21 protein-coding genes are annotated in these 17,945 nt (G+C 69.0%); 11 read left to right on the plus strand and 10 right to left on the minus strand.

Annotated features, from left to right (window positions below; all coding sequences use genetic code 11):
* Window positions 1–38: 38 nt before the first annotated feature.
* The gene (locus ACFXKA_RS15940) at window positions 39–1,232 is read right to left on the minus strand and encodes a cytochrome P450 (RefSeq protein WP_379427764.1); all 1,194 of its coding nucleotides are present in this window, start codon (window positions 1,230–1,232) and stop codon (window positions 39–41) included.
* Between the two features lie 163 nt (window positions 1,233–1,395).
* Here ACFXKA_RS15940 and ACFXKA_RS15945 point away from each other — a divergent pair, with 163 nt between their 5' ends.
* From ACFXKA_RS15945 to ACFXKA_RS15970, 6 genes are all read left to right on the plus strand, one after another.
* The gene (locus tag ACFXKA_RS15945) at window positions 1,396–2,052 is read left to right on the plus strand and encodes an HAD family hydrolase (RefSeq protein WP_379427765.1); all 657 of its coding nucleotides are present in this window, start codon (window positions 1,396–1,398) and stop codon (window positions 2,050–2,052) included.
* A 70-nt stretch (window positions 2,053–2,122) separates the two neighbouring features.
* A complete protein-coding gene (locus ACFXKA_RS15950; RefSeq protein WP_354837788.1) occupies window positions 2,123–2,587 on the plus strand; it encodes an OsmC family protein in 465 nt (154 codons plus the stop codon).
* Window positions 2,584–2,865, plus strand: coding sequence for an acylphosphatase (locus ACFXKA_RS15955; protein WP_354837790.1), 282 nt, complete (start codon window positions 2,584–2,586; stop codon window positions 2,863–2,865). The genes ACFXKA_RS15950 and ACFXKA_RS15955 overlap by 4 nt, the downstream gene beginning before the upstream one ends.
* Window positions 2,866–2,892: 27 nt before the next feature.
* Window positions 2,893–4,182: a hypothetical protein gene (locus ACFXKA_RS15960; protein ID WP_379427766.1), complete on the plus strand. Its 1,290-nt coding sequence runs from the start codon at window positions 2,893–2,895 to the stop codon at window positions 4,180–4,182.
* Entirely contained in the window at window positions 4,182–5,345 is a 1,164-nt protein-coding gene (locus ACFXKA_RS15965) for a glutathionylspermidine synthase family protein (protein ID WP_379427767.1), read from the plus strand. The genes ACFXKA_RS15960 and ACFXKA_RS15965 overlap by 1 nt, the downstream gene beginning before the upstream one ends.
* Before the next feature lie 54 nt (window positions 5,346–5,399).
* Window positions 5,400–5,852 (plus strand): DUF350 domain-containing protein, encoded by a 453-nt coding sequence (locus ACFXKA_RS15970; protein ID WP_379427768.1) that lies wholly within the window; start codon window positions 5,400–5,402, stop codon window positions 5,850–5,852.
* A 7-nt stretch (window positions 5,853–5,859) separates the two neighbouring features.
* Here the strand turns inward: ACFXKA_RS15970 and ACFXKA_RS15975 are convergent, their stop codons facing one another.
* Complete coding sequence (locus tag ACFXKA_RS15975) at window positions 5,860–6,450, minus strand: hypothetical protein (RefSeq protein ID WP_379427769.1); 591 nt, start codon at window positions 6,448–6,450, stop codon at window positions 5,860–5,862.
* A 186-nt stretch (window positions 6,451–6,636) separates the two neighbouring features.
* Here ACFXKA_RS15975 and ACFXKA_RS15980 point away from each other — a divergent pair, with 186 nt between their 5' ends.
* The gene (locus ACFXKA_RS15980) at window positions 6,637–8,025 is read left to right on the plus strand and encodes a sensor histidine kinase (protein ID WP_379427770.1); all 1,389 of its coding nucleotides are present in this window, start codon (window positions 6,637–6,639) and stop codon (window positions 8,023–8,025) included.
* Complete coding sequence (locus ACFXKA_RS15985) at window positions 8,022–8,660, plus strand: response regulator (protein ID WP_379427771.1); 639 nt, start codon at window positions 8,022–8,024, stop codon at window positions 8,658–8,660. The genes ACFXKA_RS15980 and ACFXKA_RS15985 overlap by 4 nt, the downstream gene beginning before the upstream one ends.
* A 6-nt stretch (window positions 8,661–8,666) precedes the next feature.
* On the opposite strand, the gene ACFXKA_RS15990 is transcribed toward ACFXKA_RS15985, so the two are convergent.
* The 6 genes from ACFXKA_RS15990 to ACFXKA_RS16015 all read right to left on the minus strand — a co-directional run bounded on the left by ACFXKA_RS15990 (window position 8,667) and on the right by ACFXKA_RS16015 (window position 12,728).
* Window positions 8,667–9,248, minus strand: coding sequence for a dihydrofolate reductase family protein (locus ACFXKA_RS15990; RefSeq protein WP_354837804.1), 582 nt, complete (start codon window positions 9,246–9,248; stop codon window positions 8,667–8,669).
* A 117-nt stretch (window positions 9,249–9,365) separates the two neighbouring features.
* Window positions 9,366–10,223, minus strand: a complete 858-nt coding sequence (gene mutM, locus ACFXKA_RS15995) for a bifunctional DNA-formamidopyrimidine glycosylase/DNA-(apurinic or apyrimidinic site) lyase (protein ID WP_379427772.1) — start codon at window positions 10,221–10,223, stop codon at window positions 9,366–9,368.
* The gene (rnc, locus tag ACFXKA_RS16000) at window positions 10,224–10,994 is read right to left on the minus strand and encodes a ribonuclease III (RefSeq protein WP_379427773.1); all 771 of its coding nucleotides are present in this window, start codon (window positions 10,992–10,994) and stop codon (window positions 10,224–10,226) included.
* 16 nt (window positions 10,995–11,010) lie between these two features.
* Window positions 11,011–11,193 (minus strand): 50S ribosomal protein L32, encoded by a 183-nt coding sequence (gene rpmF, locus ACFXKA_RS16005; protein WP_040859971.1) that lies wholly within the window; start codon window positions 11,191–11,193, stop codon window positions 11,011–11,013.
* 2 nt (window positions 11,194–11,195) lie between these two features.
* Window positions 11,196–11,876 carry a YceD family protein gene (locus ACFXKA_RS16010; protein WP_379427774.1) on the minus strand — a complete coding sequence of 227 codons (681 nt, stop codon included), beginning with the start codon at window positions 11,874–11,876 and terminating at the stop codon, window positions 11,196–11,198.
* Between the two features lie 105 nt (window positions 11,877–11,981).
* Window positions 11,982–12,728: a DivIVA domain-containing protein gene (locus tag ACFXKA_RS16015; RefSeq protein WP_364613692.1), complete on the minus strand. Its 747-nt coding sequence runs from the start codon at window positions 12,726–12,728 to the stop codon at window positions 11,982–11,984.
* Window positions 12,729–12,979: 251 nt separating this feature from the next.
* On the opposite strand from ACFXKA_RS16015, the gene ACFXKA_RS16020 reads away from it, so the two are divergent.
* Entirely contained in the window at window positions 12,980–13,549 is a 570-nt protein-coding gene (locus ACFXKA_RS16020; protein ID WP_379427775.1) for a GtrA family protein, read from the plus strand.
* A gap of 222 nt (window positions 13,550–13,771) precedes the next feature.
* Window positions 13,772–14,845 carry a hypothetical protein gene (locus tag ACFXKA_RS16025; protein WP_379427776.1) on the plus strand — a complete coding sequence of 358 codons (1,074 nt, stop codon included), beginning with the start codon at window positions 13,772–13,774 and terminating at the stop codon, window positions 14,843–14,845.
* 74 nt (window positions 14,846–14,919) lie between these two features.
* Here the strand turns inward: ACFXKA_RS16025 and coaD are convergent, their stop codons facing one another.
* The gene (coaD, locus tag ACFXKA_RS16030) at window positions 14,920–15,405 is read right to left on the minus strand and encodes a pantetheine-phosphate adenylyltransferase (protein WP_354837819.1); all 486 of its coding nucleotides are present in this window, start codon (window positions 15,403–15,405) and stop codon (window positions 14,920–14,922) included.
* 245 nt (window positions 15,406–15,650) lie between these two features.
* Here coaD and ACFXKA_RS16035 point away from each other — a divergent pair, with 245 nt between their 5' ends.
* The gene (locus ACFXKA_RS16035) at window positions 15,651–16,814 is read left to right on the plus strand and encodes an alkaline phosphatase family protein (RefSeq protein ID WP_379427777.1); all 1,164 of its coding nucleotides are present in this window, start codon (window positions 15,651–15,653) and stop codon (window positions 16,812–16,814) included.
* A gap of 93 nt (window positions 16,815–16,907) precedes the next feature.
* On the opposite strand, the gene ACFXKA_RS16040 is transcribed toward ACFXKA_RS16035, so the two are convergent.
* Window positions 16,908–17,906 carry a sigma-70 family RNA polymerase sigma factor gene (locus tag ACFXKA_RS16040; RefSeq protein WP_379427818.1) on the minus strand — a complete coding sequence of 333 codons (999 nt, stop codon included), beginning with the start codon at window positions 17,904–17,906 and terminating at the stop codon, window positions 16,908–16,910.
* Between the last annotated feature and the right edge of the window lie 39 nt (window positions 17,907–17,945).

Here is a 17,945-nt window from a genome sequence, read left to right on the forward strand (position 1 = left end):
TAACGGCCGGGCGTCGCCGCGGTGATGGACGCGCGAACTTACCGCGTCAGGCGGAGCGGCAATGTCTTGAGGCCGTTGTTCAGATTCGAACGGATCCGGCGGGATTCGCCGGTCTGCTCTATTGCGGAAAAGCGGGTCAGCAGCTCCTCGAAGAACACCCGGCCCTCCAGCCGGGCCAGGTGCACGCCCAGGCAGAAATGCTGGGCCAGCCCGAAGGACAGGTGCGGGTTGGGGTTTCGCCGGATGTCGAAGCGCTGGGCGTCGTCGAAGACGTCCTCGTCCCGATTGGCCGAGGTGTACCACATGGCCACCTTGTCCCCGGCCTTGATGGGGACCCCGCGGATCTCGGTGTCGGCGGTGGCGGTGCGCCGGAAGTAGTGCAGCGGGTTGGCGTATCGCAGGATCTCCTCCACCGCACCGGGAATCAGCGCCGGATCCGCGCGCAGTGCCGCGAGTTGCTCGGGATGCCGCAGCAGCAGTTCCAGACCCGAGGACAGCATGGTCTTGGTGGTGTCGTTGCCCGCGGTCACCAGCTGGGTGAAGAAGCTGCCGAACTCCAGGTCCGACATGGGTTTTCCACCGTAGGACCCGCCCAGGATGAGCGAGGTCAGATCCGCCTGCGGCGGCTCGGCCCGCCGCGCCATGGCGAACTGGATGGCGTAGATGGCCATATTGGTGAGCTCGGCCGTCACGTCGAAATCGCCGACCAGGTCCGGATCCTGCTGGCTGGTGGACTGTTCGGCCCAGCGCCGGATGCTCGGCCAGTCCGCGACCGGAATCCCGAACAGACCGCCCACCACCTGGCTGGGCAGCACGCCCGCCACGTCGTGCACGAATTCGACGTCGCCGTCGACGCTTTCGAGCAGATTCCGGGTCAGCTCCCGGACCCGGTCCTCCAGTTCGCCGATGACCCGGGCCTTGAAGTGCTCGGCCAGCGGCCTGCGGTAGTCGGTGTGCCGCGGCGGATCCATCATGAGCAGCATGTTGCGGGTCTGCTCGAGGCGTTCGGGCGGCTGGTTCTCCAGGATCACGCCCTCCCGCTCGGCGGAGAACAGTTCCGGATTGCGGGCCACGTGCGCCACATCCGCGTGTTTGAGGATCGCCCAGTAGCCGGGTTCGCCCGGCATCTCCTGCCAGTGCACCGGGTCCGTGCGCCGCAGATCGGCGAAGATCTCGTGGAATGGCCCGGACACATAGAGCTCCGGATCGTAGATGTCCATGACCGTGCCCACGGCCCACCTCGGTATTCGCTTGCGGGTATGCGTCTTTCGCTTCGGACGCTAACTCCGCCCGCGAGCGCGCGGCGCGGTTCCGCACCGCGATCCCATTCAGTGGACGCGCCGCACGCGCCCCCGATGCCGGGTACCCGGACGGTGATGAACCACCATGGAGGACATGCCTGTTGCGATCGTGTTCGACATGGACGGCGTGCTCATCGACACCGAACCCATCTGGGAGGAGGTGCGGCGCGCGTACGTCGAGGAGATGCGCGGGCGCTGGCTGCCCGACACCCAGGAGCGGCTCATGGGAATGAGCACGGCCGAATGGTCGCGGTACCTGAGCGAGGATCTGCTCGACGGCCGCCGCGCACCCGGCGAGGTCGCCGAGGACGTCATCACCCGGATGGCCGCCCGCTACGGCGACCACCTGCCGCTCATGCCGGACGCGGTCGACACCGTGCGCCGGCTGGCCGGGATCCACACCCTCGGGCTGGCCAGCTCGTCCCCGCGCCGGCTGATCGACGTGGTGCTCGATCGCATGGGCGTCACCGACCTGTTCGCCGCCACCGTGTCGACCGAGGAGGTGGCGCGCGGCAAGCCCGCACCCGACGGCTACCTCGAGGCCGCCGCACGGCTGGGCATCGACCCCGACGCGTGTGTGGCCATCGAGGATTCCAGCAACGGCCTGCGCGCCGCCCACGCCGCGGGTATGACGGTCATCGCCGTTCCGCACCCCAAGTACCCGCTCACCGTGGACGCCCTCGCGCTGGCGGCGTACGTCGCGGACAGTTTGAAAGAGATCACCCCGGAGCTGATGGCGGAATTCGGCTGACGACCTCGGCGTTCCGAACGAGCGGCAACCAGATGGTTGCCCCGGGTGACCCAATGGGAGGATCTTCCTTATGTCCGAACAGACCGCCGCACCGCAGACCGCCACCACCGACCCGGCCGCCGAGCCGGTCAAGCTGTGGGCCGAACGCACCGGCACCCGCGCCTACACCGGCCGCAACAACCGCGGTGGCGAGGTGCTCATCGCGTCCGCGGGCGTGCCGGGCGCGTTCACCCCGGGTGAGCTGCTGAAGATCGCGCTGGCGGGCTGCACCGGCCTGAGCGCCGACTTCACCCTCGCGCGCCGGCTGGGCGACACGTTCGACGCCACCGTGCACGTCGCCGGCGACGCCGACCGCGAGAACGAGGTGTACCCGGAGCTCAACGAGGAGTTCGAGCTCGACCTCAGCGAACTCGACGCCGAAACCCGCGACCGCCTGCTGGTCGCCGCGCAGCGCGCCGTCGACAAGGTCTGCACGGTCGGCCGCACCCTCAAGGCGGGCACCACCGTCAACCTGACCTTCCGCGTAGACGAATGAGCGGTGAACCGGTCCGGCTCAGCGCCTGGGTCCACGGCCTGGTCCAGGGAGTCGGCTTCCGCTGGTGGACGCGCTCGCGCGCCCTGGAACTGGGCCTGACCGGCTATGCCCGCAATCACAGCGACGGCCGCGTGCACGTCGTGGCCGAAGGGCCCCGCGATCGCTGCGAAACCCTGCTCGACCTGCTACGTTCCGGTACTACACCGGGTCGGGTAAACCTGGTGGTGGAAGACTGGAATGCCGCCGCGGGCGACATGACAGGATTCGAAGAACGCTAGCGAGCGGCGAGCCCACGGAGTCGACCAATGTCCACAGACCGTCCCGGTAGTCCGGAAAACCCGGACCGCCCCACCCCCGACCCCGCACACCCCGCCGAATCCCATACCGCCCCAGCCGATCCCGCCCACCCGGGCCACGAGCACTACCCGCTCCCCAGCGATCCGGACGACGAGACCTTCGCGCCGATCGGCCGCACCGACCCGACCGTCCGATTCACACCGGAGACCGCGCGAGGTTCGGGCTCCGCACCTGGTTCGACCGGAGCACCCGCACCAGGTCAACCACGCGGCCAGGAGCCAACTCTCGCGCCGCCCGCCGAATCCGGTGCAGAAGATGGGGGCGGCACGTCCGGACAATCCGGCCCGCCGGGCCCGGGTCGCCGGGGCGGCAACGAACCGACGCTCGCGCTGCCGAACGAATCCGGATCCGGTGAATCTCAGAGCGGCGCAGGCGGTTTCGGCGAGCCCGGTGCGGATCGACCGGCGGGACACCAGCCGACGCTGCCGATGCCGGCGGATTTCGGGGCGGAGCACGGCGGCGAGCAGCACGGGCCGCATCATCTCGCGGGGGAATTCCATGGTGGGCCCGGAGCTTTCGGGCGGCCGGGGGCCGGTGGCCCGACCGCCGCGCCGGGGCCGCTGCTGGGCAACGCCGGATTCGTCCTGCCCGGGCCGGTGCTGGAGCCGGCGGAACCGGCCTTGCCGGCGCCTATGGTCGAGCCGGCCGCGCCGCCGCGACGTGGCACCATCACCACGCAGGAGGCGGGGATCACCCAGCCGCGGCCGCCCACGGTCGCGGAGGCGCGGGCACGCGAGAAGGCCCGGAAGCGGGCCGAGGAGCAGGAGCGGGCCGAGGCGGAGGCCGCGGAAGCCAAGCAGCGCAAGAAGAAGCGGCTACTCATCGGCGGTGCGGCGGTGGTGGGGATCGCGGCGCTGGTCGGCGGCGGGTACCTGGTGGCGTCGGCCTGGAACGGACCCGAGGTGACCGCCTATTGCACGGTGGTGGCCAACAAGGGTGAGACCGTGCCCACCGGGCAGGGGCAGAGTGTCACTGCGACACAGGACAATCAGGAGATCGTCGTTCCGGACAACTACTGCTCGGATGCGACGGACCACGGGGACAGCGGGATTCACCCGGGCTTCTTCCTCCTGGCGGGGCACTCGTATCGCTACTACTACGGCGGCACCGGCACCATCGGGCACGCGCCGAGCGGCGGTAGCACATCGGCGCCCAGCGGTGCGACGGTGAAGACCAAGAGCGGCAGCACGATTCAACGCGGCGGACTCGGCGCGAAGATCCACGGTGGAGGTTCCTAGTGCGGCGGGTACGCAGCACTCCGCGGCCGGGCTGGCAGCGGATCATCGAGAGTCAGGGTCTGGTCTACGGCTCGCCGGGGCAATACCCGAACGGGCAACCCCGGCCCTACTGGGACGAGTCGGTGCACTACGAGTTCGACATGGACGAGATCCTGGCCATGGAGGCGCAGGTCGAGGTGCTGCACTCCATGTGCCTGCACGCCGTCGAACAGGTGGTGCTGACCGAGCGATTCGCCGATTTCGGGCTGCCGCAGTGGAGTTGGGAACCGATCACCAAGTCATGGCATCGCTCCGACCCGCACATCTACGGCCGCTTCGACATGCGCTACGACGGCCGCGGCCCGGCGAAACTGCTGGAGTACAACGCCGATACGCCCACCTCCCTGCTGGAGGCGGCAATCGTGCAGTGGCACTGGCTCACCGACACCCACCCGGACGACGACCAGTGGAATTCGCTGCACGAGAAGCTGGTCGAGCGCTGGGGTGAGATGCGCGAGACGCTGCCGGGCTCGCAGCTGCACTTCAGCTGGTCGGGCGCGGACTCCTCCGGCGAGGACAATGTCACCACCGCCTACATGCAGGAGACCGCCGCCGAGGCCGGATTCGACACCGTCGCCCTGCCCATCGAGGACGTCGGATTCGACACGGAGCTGCACCGTTTCGTGGATCTTGCCGAGGCTCCCATCGAGGCCATCTTCAAGCTCTACCCGTGGGAATGGGCCCTCGACGACGATTTCGGCCGCCGCGTGGTGGAGTCCCTGCCGGAAACCATGTGGATCGAACCGCTCTGGAAGTCCCTGCTCTCCAACAAGGCGATCCTGGCGGTGCTGTGGGAGATGTACCCCGGCCACCCCAACCTGCTGCCCGCCTACCTCGACGACCCGCACGAGCTGACCGAGTACATCCGCAAGCCGAAGCTGGGCCGCGAGGGCGCGAACATGACCATCGTCGGGGCGGGCATGGAAACCGCCACCGGCGGCGTCTACGGCGCGGAGGGGTACGTCTACCAGATGCTGGACCCGCTCCCCGAATTCGACGGCATGCGACCGGTGCTGGGTGCTTGGATCGTGGGCGACACCTCCGCGGGACTGGGTATCCGGGAGACCGTCGGCCTGATCACCGACGACAGCTCCACCTTCGTCCCGCACCGCATACCGCAGTAGCAGCCACACACCGCAGTAGCCACCGCCCGATTCACCCCGATCCGGAGGATCCCGATGACCACCGCTCTCGCACTCGAAGCCGGGTACTGGCACTCCCTGGGCCGCGGCGTCGGCGCGATCCTGTGCTACGCCCTGCTGGGCCTGGTGCTGCTGCTCATCGGCTTCCAGGCCGTGGACTGGACCACCCCGGGCCCCCTGCGCGCCATGGTGGCGCGCGGGCTGCCGAACGCCGTGATCGTCAGCTCCGCGGCCATGCTCAGTACGGCGTTCATCGTGGTACTGGCCATCTACGCGCAGGCGGGCAAGCTCGCCGAGGGCCTGATCGCCACCACGATCTACGGACTGGTCGGCATCGTGGCCCAGGTGATCGCGATGCGCAGCCTGGAATTCGTGCTCGGCATCGATATCGGTGCGGTGCTGAAGAATCCGGAGTTCAGCAGCGAGTCCGTGGTGGTGTCCGCCGCGCACATCGCCATCGGCCTGGTGGTGGCGGTCGCGATCCTCTGAGGCCCGGCTAGCTGTATTGCGGCAGCCGGTCGGCGGCGCGCCCGGCCGCCGCACGCAGCCACGTGGCCAGCCAGATCATGCCGGCGCCCACGAACACATGGCCCACCCGCACGATCGGCGCGGGCAGCAGGAACGTCAGCGACAGCGCCGTCAGTCCGGCGGCATAGCACCCGACGGCGAAGGGCGGGACCACGCGCGCACGCCACAGTGCCGCCGAGAACAGCCAGGTCCCCAGCAGGGTGAGCGCCGCTGTGGCGAGAAACGCCCAGCGCGCGGGCCCGTCGAGCAGGTGGCCGACCACGGCCGAATCCAGATGCACCAGGACGAAGTTCATGGTGAACGCGATGCCCGCGAAGTATCCGAAGCTCAGGAAGTGCACCGCGAACGCCCACCCGCCGAACCGCCCCATCCGCTCGTACTGCGCCAGGTAGAGCCCCGCCGCGAACGCGATCCCGAACGGCACCGCCCCGCCATTGAGCACCTCGGTGACCGGAAACTTCTGCCCGGCAATGGTTTCCAGGACACCAGCGAGTGCGGTGGCCGCACCGCACACCACACCGGCGACGGCGGCGAGCCGGAACAACGATCGACCGTTCATTACGCAATTCCCTTCCGGGGCAGACGAAGTCGTACCTCCCGAACGCTACGAACCGGCACCCCCGGCCGATAAGTGCCGCGCGGCCGATGACCCGCGGCACGGTGACCGGTGACGAAACCATGACCTTCGACCTATTTCCGCGCCGGTCCCTCGCCCCGCCCGCACCGCGTCCCTACGCTCGATCCCATGTCCCGGCCGCGCGCACTCACCTGGGTAACGTGCTTCACCTACGCCTCGGTCCTGTGCGCCGCCTGGTTCGCGACCCTCTCCGCCACCATCCCTGCCACTCCCCTGCGCCTCACCACCCTCACCCTCGCCCTGCTCGCACTCACCGCGCTGGACCTCCGCTCCGGCCGGTCCACCCAGGTCGCCGGCCGGATCGCGGCCACCTCCCGGCACCCTGCCGACGACCCGGAGTCGCCCACGCTGCACCGTCGCCGATGGCCTCCCGATTCGAACCCGGGCATCACGCCGCGCCCGCCAGACGAGCCGCACCGGCGCGACGACAGAGCCGCGGCCGAATCAGCCTGCGCGGCGGTTGCTTCCGGGGCGCCGGGTGTGGCCGCAGCGCCGGAGCCGTGGCGGGCCGGGTGGATCATGGCGGTGGCGGCGGTCGGCGGACATGCGGTGCTGTTCGCGGTGGCAGCGGCTGCCGATGTTTCGGGCAATGCCAAGGTCTTGTTCGTGCTGTTGCCGTTCGAAGCCTTTGTGACGCTGGGCCGCCGGGCCGCGATCGCAGTGGCGGCGACGATCCTCGGCGTGGTGGCCACCGCCGTCGCGCTGCACGCACCCGACCGCACCGGCACCGCGCGGCCGGCCGAGTTCGTGATGTTCTCGATCGGGGTGGTGTTCGCCGTGGCTCTCGGGGCGCTGACGGTGCGGGCCGAGAACGGCCAGCGGCGGGCCGAACGGTTGCTGGCGGAGTTGTCGGAATCGCATGCGCGCCTGCGCGAATACGCCGATCAGGCGGCGTCGCTGGCCGCGGCCGCCGAGCGCGCGCGGGTGGCGCGCGATATCCACGACACCGCAGGACACCATTTGGCGGTGGTCGCGATCCAGCTGGAAAAAGCGGCCGCGTACCGGAGCCGGGATGCCGCCGCCGCGGATCAGGCCCTCGCCGACGCGCGCGATTCCGCACGTGCCGCACTGGATCAGGTACGCACCGCCGTGGGAACCCTGCGCGCCGACACCGGCGGCTTCACGCTCGCCGCCGCACTGACAACACTGGCGAACCGCTTGGACGGCAGTGGATTTCCGGTGCGGATCGACATCGACGGCGCCGACGAGCCCGGCGAATCCGCGGCGTTCGCCCTGTATCTGGCCGCGCAGGAGGGTCTCACCAACGCGTTCCGCCATTCCGGGGCGCCGACCGCCACGGTTCGCGTGGAGCACCGGACCGCGCACAGTCTCCTCGAAATCTCCGACGGTGGAAGGGGTTTCGATCCCGGCGCGGTGGCGGGTCACGGCCTGACCGGCATGCGCGAACGGCTCGCACTCCTGGGCGGAGAACTCCGGGTGGACACCGGGCCGGCCGGCACCCGGCTGCGAGCGCGACTCCCCCGGGGTTCACGATGACCACCGCGACCACCGTCCTCATCGCCGACGATCAACCACTGGTTCGCGAGGGCATCGCCTCCCTGCTCACGCTCCAGGCCGGGGTGCGAGTAGTCGGCACCGCTGAGAACGGTTCGGCCGCAGTCGATCTCGCCCTCGAACGGAAACCCGACGTGGTACTGATGGACGTCCGGATGCCGGTCCTGGACGGCCTGGCCGCGGCGGCGGCACTACGCGATCGCACGAAGGTCCTCATGCTCACCACCTTCGACGACGACGAGTACGTCATCCGGGCCCTGCGGGCGGGCGCGCGCGGATACCTGCTCAAGGATCTCCCGGCGGCCGACCTCGCCGCGGCGGTCCGGCTCGTGCACGCCGGTGTCGATCAGTACTCGGCGACCGTGTCCGCCCGCGTGCTCGGCATGCTGCGCGACCCGGGCCGCGGCACCGGCCCGCAGCCCGCCGCCGACCTGACCAAACGGGAATCGGAGATCCTGCGCCTGCTGGCGACCGGCGCGTCCAACCGGGAGATCGCTCGCGCCCTGTATGTCAGCGAGGGCACGGTGAAGAACCATGTCTCGAACATCCTGACGCGGCTGGGTGTCCGGGATCGGACCCAGGCCGCGATCTACGCGCTCGACCACGACCTGGCATAGCGGCGGTCAGCGCACCCGGCTGTACTTGATGAAGGCCACGCCGTCCTCGAAGACGCGGCTGGTGAGCACCCGGAACCGGGCGGGTTCGGGCAGGTGACCGGCCGTGCCGAACAGCGGGCGGCCGTGGCCCAGCACCATCGGGTAGAGCTTCAGGAACACCTGGTCGATCTCGGGCAGCAGGGTCTGGGCGAGTTCACCGCCGCCGCACAGCCAGATGCCGAGCCCCTTCTCGCGCTTGAGCTCGCGCACCCGCTCGGTCGGGTTCCCGGCGATCAACTCCACATCGGGGGCCGGATTCTCCGGCAGCGTGGTGGACACCACGAACTGCCGCAGATGGGCGTACGGGCTGGAAGTGCCGGTCCGGACACCGAAATCGTGCGTCTTGCGGCCCATGATCACGGTGTCGAAGTTCTGGCAGGTTTTGTCGACGCCCAGCACCTGACGAACCTTGGTCGGGAGAGTCTCGGGATACTGCGCGATGATCGCGGGCCCGTGGTCACCCCCGACCGGGAAGAAGTCGACCGAGCCCGCATCGGTGGCGATGAATCCGTCGATGGTGGCCGCGACGTAGTAGGTCAGCTTGCGCATTGTTTCCTCCAGCCGGCACAACACATGCCGCTAGTGAAAAAGGTAGCGCCTCGACAGACAGGATAGGGAGGCTCGGCCACACTGGAATGACCTTGAAGCGAAGAATACCCGCTGGTCTCAGCCGCGCGGGCGGGGTTGGCAACGGGGGCATGAGAAAGACGAACGGTTCATGAACTTCTCCCGGCGCATGATCGCACCACAGCGCCGGCACGGCTCATCCTCGCGCCCATAGGCATTGAGCGACCGCTCGAAGTACCCGGACTGGCCGTTGACGTTCACGTAGAGCGCGTCGAAGGAGGTGCCGCCGGCCCGCAGCGCCGCGTCCATGACGTTCCGCGTCTCGCCGATCAGCGCGTGCAGCGCGGGCCCGGTCAGCTTGGCCGCCGAGCGCTCACCGTGGATCTTGGCCCGCCACAGCGCCTCGTCGGCATAGATATTGCCGACACCGGACACCACGGTCTGATCCAGCAGCAGCCGCTTGATCTCGGACTGCTTGCCGCGCAGGGTCTTCACCACGGCATCGGCGTCGAAGAGCGGATCCAGCGGGTCGCGCGCGATGTGCGCGGCGGACTCCGGCACCCAGGTCCCGTCCACCTCGACCAGATCAGAGAGCATCCAGCCGCCGAAGGTGCGCTGGTCCACGAACCGCAGTTCGTTTCCGTCGTCGAGGGCGGCGATGATGTGCGCGTGCTTCTCCAGCGGCGCGGTCGCGGGCTGCACCAGCATCTGCCCGGACATGCCGAGATGCACGACCAGAGATGTGTCCGGCTCATCGAAGGTGAGCCACAGGAATTTGCCCCGCCGCTGCGCGTTCTCGACGCGCAGACCGGTCAATCGGGCGGCGAGATCGTCCCCGCCCAGCTCGTGCCGGCGCACCGAACGCGGATGCTTGACCGTCACCCGGTCCAGGACGCGGCCCACCACATGCTCGGTGAGCCCGCGCCGGACGACTTCGACCTCGGGAAGTTCGGGCATCTAGCTCTTCGAGCCGTCGGCCGAACCCTCGGGCGCGTTCTCGGCGTGCAACGCCTTGTAGGCCGCGCCCGCGGCCTTCTGTTCCGCTTCCTTCTTGGAGCGGCCCACCCCCTGGCCATAACCCTGACCACCGATCACCGCGGTGGCGGTGAACTCTTTGTCGTGGTCGGGCCCGGTGGAGGTGATCTCGTAACTGGGCACGCCGATACCGCGCTCGGCGGTCAGCTCCTGCAGGCTGGTCTTCCAGTCGAGCCCGGCCCCCATGCGGGGACCGCGCTCGAGCAGTTCGGCGAACAGCCGCAACACGACGGTGCGTGCCACATCGATGCCGTGCTGCAGGTGCACCGCACCCAGCAGCGACTCCATGCCGTCGGCCAGGATGCTCGGCTTGTCGCGGCCACCGGTGAGCTCCTCGCCCTTACCGAGCAGGAGATGGCGGCCGAGACCGCCCTCACCGAGGCAGCGGGCCACCTCGGCCAGCGCGTGCATGTTCACCACGCTCGCGCGCAGCTTCGCCAGCTCACCCTCGGACTTGTCCGGGTGCTCCAGATAGAGGCGCTCGGTAATGCTCAGGCCGAGCACCGAATCGCCCAGGAACTCCAGGCGCTCGTTGGTCGGCAAGCCACCGTTCTCGTAGGCATACGACCGGTGCGTCAGCGCTAGGCGCAGAAGCTCCGGTTGTACGTCCACGCCGAGTGCCTCGAGCAGACTGGCATGGTCGGCTGCATCACCTACGGCGGGAATATCCGCCGCATCCTTGCTGGCGGTCACGGTCGGCTGAAGCGAATCAGATCGCGGAGGTGACCTGACGGCCCTTGTAGGTGCCGCAGCTCGGGCACGCGATGTGCGGCAGGGTCTTCTGGCCGCAGGCGCGGTTCGGGCAGGTGATCAGGGTCGGCGCGGCGGCCTTCCACTGGCTGCGACGCGCGTGGGTGTTGGCACGGGACATCCGGCGCTTCGGAACGGCCACGACTAGCTCTCCTCTGTCTTCTTACTTGCGGCACCGTTGTGTCCCGCAAGGGTGGAATCGGTTGATGGGTCCGACACGGTCTCCGCGTCGGTGGACTCAGCGTTGCTGTGTTCTTTGGCAGAGAACTTGGCGAGTCCGGCCCAGCGAGGGTCAAGTATCTCATGACCGTGGCCGGAACCCGCAATCGCCATCTTGACGCCGCATTCCGGGCACAATCCGGCACAGTCCGGCTCGCACAGCGGCTGCAGCGGCAGCTCCAGGCCGACGGCGTCGATGATCACCGGTTCCAGGTCGATGAAATCGTCGACCAGGCGCGGGATCTCGTCTTCCTCGGTGGTCTGCTCGGTGGCGCTGTCCGGGTAGGCGAACAGCTCGGTGAGCTGCAATTCGATCTCGTCGGTGAACGATTCGAGGCAGCGCGAGCATTCGCCCTCGATGGGAGCCGACACCGTGCCGGTGACGAGCACACCTTCGGAGACCGACTGCAGCGTGAGATCCAGCTCGACCTGCGCACCGGCCGGGATGCCGATCAGATCGAGGCCGATCTTCTCGGCGGTCGTCAGGGTGCGCTGCAGTGCGCGCATGGAACCGGGGGCGCGTCCGAGACTGCGTACGTCCAGCACGAAGCCCGCGTCGGTCGTCTTGTGACGATGACGCGAACCATGACCGGAATCGGCGGACATCTCTGAACTCACTCACGCTAGGTGTGGAATGGGCAACCACCCAACAATACCGAAGGGCCCGCTTGCGACCCAAATGGGACGAAAGCGGGCAATCCAACCGGAAATTCAGCGGCGGAACTCGGAGGCGTAGTCGGGGACGGAACCGCCCGGGCGGACCTGGTGGCGGCCGCGGCCGAGGATGCGCAGCGTGTTGTGCAGGGTTTCCTCGAAGTCGGCGAGCTTGCCGTCGACGTAGTCGTCGCATTCCTGGCGGAGGCGGTCCGAGTCGGCCTGGGCGGTGTCGATGAGCCGGGCGGATTCGGCATGGGCGGCGCGGACCACCTCGGTCTGCGAGACCAGACGGTCCTGCTCGGCCTTGCCCTCGGCGACCGAGCGGTCGTAGGAGGCCTGTCCGGCGACGGCCAGGCGGTCGGCCTCGGCGCGGGCCCGGCCGGTGAGGGTGTCGTATTCCTTCTGGCCGTCGGCGACGGTGCGCTCGGCCTCCTCCTCCGCCGAGCCGACCAGGTGCTCGGCGTGGGCGCGGGCCTCGGCGACCATGCGATCGGCGTGCGCCTTGGCGTCGGCGAGGATGCGGTCGGCCTCGTCGCGCGCGGAGGTAACCGTGTGGTGCGCTTGCTCATTGGCGGTCTTGACCGTGGTCTCGGCGCCGGTGCGGGCGTCGGTGACGATCTTGTCGCGGTGATCGAGCACGTCCTGGGCGTCGTCGAGTTCGCCGGGCAGGGCCTCGCGGACATCATCCAGAAGTTCCAGCACCTCACCGCGCGGCACGATGCAGTTGCGGGTCGGCGGGATGCCGCGGGCCTCTTCGATGATGGCCACCAGTTCGTCGAGCGCTTCGAATACCCGGTACATGTGCTACCCCACTCTCCTGCCAGGACTCACGGCGAGACTCTCCGCTTCCGCCAGTCTGCCAATCTCAGCGCTGTCAACAAGGTCCGACACGGCGTGTCGCTGGTTTTCCGGAACATGGCCTGTTTCACAGACCACAAAAACAAGTGGAGGAATCCACTCCACTTGGTGTTACCGTGGAAGGGCGAGAACGTGTCGGCCACTGGCTGGCCCGGAAGAACTCCGGACCGCCCGGCCGACACCGATGTGTTCGGATGGGGAAGACGATGGCTGTCCACGAGATTCCGGAACGGGCGACGATGCCCGTGACCGGGCTGGTGAACACCTATACCTACGGCACCGAGGCCCTGGCCTACGGCACCGAGGCCCTCGCCCACGGCACCGAAGCCCTGCACGCGACGGGCTCGCGCTGGCTTGGCCGGCTCGGGGTATGGCTCCGCGGCGACGCGGTCTTCGCGCAGTTGATTCGCTTCGCCCTGGTGGGCGGCCTCAGCAATGTCGGCTACATCCTGCTGTTCCTCGCGCTCTACGGCGGCGGCCCGCAGCTGGCCAATCTGGCCGGCTCCATCGTGAGCACCGCGCTGGCCAACGAAATGCACCGGCGGCTCACCTTCCAGGCGGCCGACCGGGTGCGCTGGTACACAGCGCAATTGGAAGGCGGCGCGCTCGCGCTGGCCGGACTGGCCATCACTTCGGGTGGGCTGGCCATTCTCGAGGTCACCGAGCCGGGCATCGGCGGCCTCACCGAAGCCATTGCGGTGCTGGGCATCACCGCCGCGGTCGGCACCATGCGCTTCCTCACCCTGCGGCTCTGGGTGTTCTGAGCCTCATCCCCTCGGTGTTCTCCGCATGTGCGGGAACCCTTTTCGGCCGGTCGGCGTCCAAGACAGCATCGACGACGAAAGGAGTTCCGACATGGACCGTTGGCGCGGATGCCTTGGGGGACGGCGGGATACGGCCGGGCCGCGACCACAGCGGCCGACGGGGCGGGTCTGCGGGTCGTGCGTGCGGCACCGGCGCCCGCAGCAGCCCCGCCGGGAGGGCGAGTGACAGCCCGGACCACGGCGGCCGCCGCGGCGATGGGCGCGACGGCCGAGACGATCGCCACCGGTGCCAGGGGGACGGCCGCGAGTGGCGGACGGCGGTGCGGGACAAGCGGATCCCGGCAGGCGCTGCTCGAGGGGTGCGGCGCACAGCGGAGCCACGGACAGCAGCGGGGGCACGGGCAACAGCGGAGCCACGGGCAACAGCGCGGACGTGGGCAGCACGGGCTCGCGCCGGCTCTGGACCGGCGGGAACAGCATCGGCGGTTGATCCGGGCCGTGCTGCCGGACATGGCGGCGGGCACCGTGGTGAGTCACCAGTCGGCGGCCGTGCTCTACGGCACCACGCTGTGGCGCGCGCCCCTGGACCGCGTGTGCGTCACCCGCAACCGCCGTGGTGGCGGCCGGACCAGGCCCTGCACGAAAATCCATGGTTCACCGGTGGATTCGGCCGCGGAGCTCGACGGGCTGCTGGTCACCACCCCGGCGCGGACGGTGGTGGATCTGGCCCTGACCCTGCCGTTCGACGCGGCCGTCGTGGCGGGCGACGCGCTGGCCGGCATGTTCGGACTGGGAGCGGCCGAACTGGGTGAGGAGCTCGCCCGCGCCAAGGGCCGCTACGGGATCGGGCAGGCGAAGCAGGTGATCGCGATGCTCGACGGCCGCAGTCAGAGCATCGGCGAGTCCCTGAGCCGCACCATGATCCAGCAGCACGCGCTACCGCTGCCCCGATCGCAGGGCAATGTGCTGACTCCGGACGGCCGGTTCGTCGGCCGGGTCGACTTCTACTACGAATCCGCCGGTGTCCTCTGCGAATTCGACGGGCCCACCGAGTACGGCCGGCTGTTGCGGCCGGGTCAGGACCTCGCGGCCGCCGTGCAGCGCGAGCGGACCCGTGAAACCTATCTGCGCGCCCTCGGTTTCGACGTGGTCCGCTGGACCTGGGACGACCTGGTCAGGGGGCGGCCGGCCCGGCACCTGCGGTCCGCCCTGGCCACCCGCCGACGCCGCCCGGACGGCCGGATCGAGCCGGCCCCGGCGCCCGAACCGCGCGGCCTGACGGTCCGCGCACTGTGATTATCGCCGTCCGCGCACTCCGAACCGGGCCGGATTCCGCAGGGGCGGAAGAGGTTGCGCCCCTGCGGTGGCGATCAGCCCCGGCGTTCGGCGATGCGGGCGAGCAGGCGCTTGTGGACGATCGGCGGGAGCAGGTCGGCGACGTCACCGCCGTAGGCGGCGACCTCCTTGACCAGGGAGCTGGAGACGAAGCCGTAGGCCGGGTTGGTGGCGATGAAGTAGGTGTCGACACCGGTGAGCTTGCGGTTCATCTGAGCCATCTGGAGCTCGTAGCCGAAGTCGGTGGCATCGCGCAGGCCCTTGACGATGGCGGTGATGCCCTGCTGTTTGGCGAAGTCGACCAGCAGGCCGCGCCAGGATTCCACCCGCACATTGGGCAGGTGGGCGGTGACCTCGCGGATCAGGTCCATCCGCTCCTCGACGGTGAACATGCCCTGTTTGTTGGGGTTCACCACGACGGTCACGACGACCTCGTCGAATTGCCCGGCGGCGCGGGCGATCACGTCGAGATGTCCATTGGTCACGGGGTCGAACGACCCAGGGCACAGTGCTCCAGCCATGGCCGAACGCTACCGCATGGCGGGGTGCCGACCGGCGTCGCCCCAAACTTCGCAAATCGGTCATGCCTGGTCAGCTATGGTTTTGCAACCCAGAATCTGGCCTTCCCGCGTTCGCGTACTGTTCGGTTTGCTCGCGTTGATCGTTTGCTCGGCCAATTGCGAAGCTGCATCGGCAATTACGCTCGATGAGGAAGTAGTACACGCATATGGCAAGGGCATCGTTGGGTCGGAAGATCGCAGTCACCGTGGCTGCGACTGTGAGCGCGTTCAGCGGCCTGGTGGGCGCGACCGCGTCCGCCGATCCGGGTAACGGCCAGGGGGCGGCCCCGGAGCACATCTTCTACATCATGATGGAGAACCAGGGGGACGACGACATCCTCGGCAACACCGCCGACGCGCCGTTCATCAACCAGCTGGCCAACGACAACGGCGTGTCCACCGGTTTCCACGGCGTGACCCACCCGAGTCTGCCGAACTATCTCTCCATGTTCTCGGGCGACTTCCAGGGCATCTGGGACGACTGCAAGGCCGGCGCCGACTCCACCTGCGCCCCCGAGGAATTCGTCCCGAACTCCGGCGACGGCACCTCCGGCGCCGCGCTGACCCCGGCGCAGATCGCCAGCGCGACCGCCAAGCCGCACATGTTCGCCGGCAAGAACCTGGTCGACGAGCTCGAGGGCAAGGGCAAGTCCTGGAAGGCCTACATGGGCGGAATGCCGTCGGCCGGCTTCCAGGGCGAGTTCGCGCCGGGCAATGTCAACGGCACCACGGTCAAGCTGTACGCCCAGAAGCACAACCCGTTCATGTACTTCTCGGACGTCAACTCCCCCGGCAACGCCCGCCTGCAGAAGGTCGTGCCGTTCGAGAACAACTTCGACGCCGACTTGAAGAGCGGCAACGTGCCGGCCTTCACCTGGATCAGCCCCGATCAGTGCTCGGACATGCACGGCCTCTCCCACGCGGCCGCGACGCTGATCAACAAGCCGACCTGTGAGGAGCCGGCTTCCGGTGTGGCGCACGGCCCGATCCACCTGGGTGACGACTATCTGAAGGACACCGTCACCAAGATCACGAACTCGGACGTCTGGAAGAAGACCCGCTCCAGCATCGTGATCGCCTGGGACGAGAACGACTACTCCGGCTTCTCCGGCGGCCCGGGCAGCCCGGTCGGCGCCAACGGCGCCGTGCTCGGTGGCGGCGACGCCCCGCTGCTGGTGATCAACTCCGACAAGGTGCACAAGGAGCAGGGCGAGCAGGGCAAGCCCCAGCCGCACCACAAGGTGTCGACCGAGGTCTCGGACCACTACTCGGTGCTGTCGGCCATCGAGCAGCTGTGGGACCTGGGCTGTCTGGCCAACACCTGCCAGTACAAGGCCCCGCAGTCGGTGAAGGACCTGTTCCAGAACTGACGTTCGCGAAACTTCGTGACGATGCCCGCCGTGTTCGCGCACGGCGGGCATCGCCGTATCCTCCACTCCCGCTTCGGATCTCGACGGCGGGCCTCAGAGTTCGAGCATGGCCGCCGCGCCGAAGGTGCGGACCAGGGCCGGGTCGTTGAACGCGGTGATGCGCCCGATCCTGGTCCCGATCAGCGTCAGGACGTGAATCCCGTAGGCCTCGTAGTGGTGGTCGTCGACGCGTTTGTGAACGATGAAGGCGGGCTGGCCATTCGCGCGGGTCGGCGTGAAACGCCACAGGCCCGGCCGCAGGATACGGCTGCGCAGGAATCCGAGGACCGCCTCGCGTCCGGTGAACCACGTTGGCGTGGGAGGCATTTCCATCTCCACGTCGGCACGCAGGAGTTCGAGCAGCGCGGCATGGTCGGCGCGGGTGAACGCGTCGACATAGCCGTCGAGCAGCCGCCGCTGCGCGAGTTCGTCCGGCTCGGCCAGGTCCGCCTCCACCGGCCCGGCCTGCGCCAATCGGCTCCGCGCCCGCCGCAGCGCACTGTCCACGGCGGTCGGCGTGGTGTCCAGCATGGCGGCGACCTCCGCGGTCCGGAAGGCCAGCACGTCGCGCAGCGTCAGCACCGCGCGCTGCCGGGCGGGCAGAAGTTGCAGTGCCGCAATGAAGGCCAGCCGTACCCCCGTCCGCCCGGCCACGATGGCGGCCGGATCGTCGAACCCGAACACCGAGTCCGGCGCGGGCTGCAACCACGCCACCCCGGGCTCCCGGGCCGCCATCGCCACCCGGTGATCGTCCTCCGGCGCGCCCAGCCCCGACGGCAGCGGCCGGCGCGAGCGCCCTTCCAGCGCGGTCAGGCAGGCCATGGTGGCGATCCTGTAGAGCCAGTGCCGCAGCGACGACCGGCCCTCGAACCCGCCGAACCCCCGCCAGGCCCGCAGGTAGGTCTCCTGCACCAGGTCCTCGGCATCGTGCACCGACCCCAGCATGCGATAGCAGTGCGCGAGCAGCTCCGGCCGGAATCGCTGTGTGAGAGCGGCGAATTCGCGCTCGGTGGGCGGTGCGGTGACCGCGGGCCGTTCGGTGTCGGAGGGCATGGCCGCTACTCCCGGAGGTGCGCTGGTCGTCATGGTCGC

This window comes from Nocardia sp. NPDC059228, assembly GCF_042754245.1.
In the GTDB taxonomy this organism is placed as follows: domain Bacteria; phylum Actinomycetota; class Actinomycetes; order Mycobacteriales; family Mycobacteriaceae; genus Nocardia.

Coding starts and splice junctions, on each gene's coding strand:
- ACFXKA_RS15945 (WP_379427765.1), top strand. CDS start 1,396: ATGCCTGTTGCGATCGTGTTCGACATGGACGGCGTGCTCATCGACACC.
- ACFXKA_RS15950 (WP_354837788.1), top strand. CDS start 2,123: ATGTCCGAACAGACCGCCGCACCGCAGACCGCCACCACCGACCCGGCC.
- ACFXKA_RS15955 (WP_354837790.1), top strand. CDS start 2,584: ATGAGCGGTGAACCGGTCCGGCTCAGCGCCTGGGTCCACGGCCTGGTC.
- ACFXKA_RS15960 (WP_379427766.1), top strand. CDS start 2,893: ATGTCCACAGACCGTCCCGGTAGTCCGGAAAACCCGGACCGCCCCACC.
- ACFXKA_RS15970 (WP_379427768.1), top strand. CDS start 5,400: ATGACCACCGCTCTCGCACTCGAAGCCGGGTACTGGCACTCCCTGGGC.
- ACFXKA_RS15975 (WP_379427769.1), bottom strand. CDS start 6,450: ATGAACGGTCGATCGTTGTTCCGGCTCGCCGCCGTCGCCGGTGTGGTG.
- ACFXKA_RS15980 (WP_379427770.1), top strand. CDS start 6,637: ATGTCCCGGCCGCGCGCACTCACCTGGGTAACGTGCTTCACCTACGCC.
- ACFXKA_RS15985 (WP_379427771.1), top strand. CDS start 8,022: ATGACCACCGCGACCACCGTCCTCATCGCCGACGATCAACCACTGGTT.
- ACFXKA_RS15990 (WP_354837804.1), bottom strand. CDS start 9,248: ATGCGCAAGCTGACCTACTACGTCGCGGCCACCATCGACGGATTCATC.
- mutM (WP_379427772.1), bottom strand. CDS start 10,223: ATGCCCGAACTTCCCGAGGTCGAAGTCGTCCGGCGCGGGCTCACCGAG.
- ACFXKA_RS16010 (WP_379427774.1), bottom strand. CDS start 11,876: ATGTCCGCCGATTCCGGTCATGGTTCGCGTCATCGTCACAAGACGACC.
- ACFXKA_RS16015 (WP_364613692.1), bottom strand. CDS start 12,728: ATGTACCGGGTATTCGAAGCGCTCGACGAACTGGTGGCCATCATCGAA.
- ACFXKA_RS16020 (WP_379427775.1), top strand. CDS start 12,980: ATGGGGAAGACGATGGCTGTCCACGAGATTCCGGAACGGGCGACGATG.
- coaD (WP_354837819.1), bottom strand. CDS start 15,405: ATGGCTGGAGCACTGTGCCCTGGGTCGTTCGACCCCGTGACCAATGGA.
- ACFXKA_RS16040 (WP_379427818.1), bottom strand. CDS start 17,906: ATGCCCTCCGACACCGAACGGCCCGCGGTCACCGCACCGCCCACCGAG.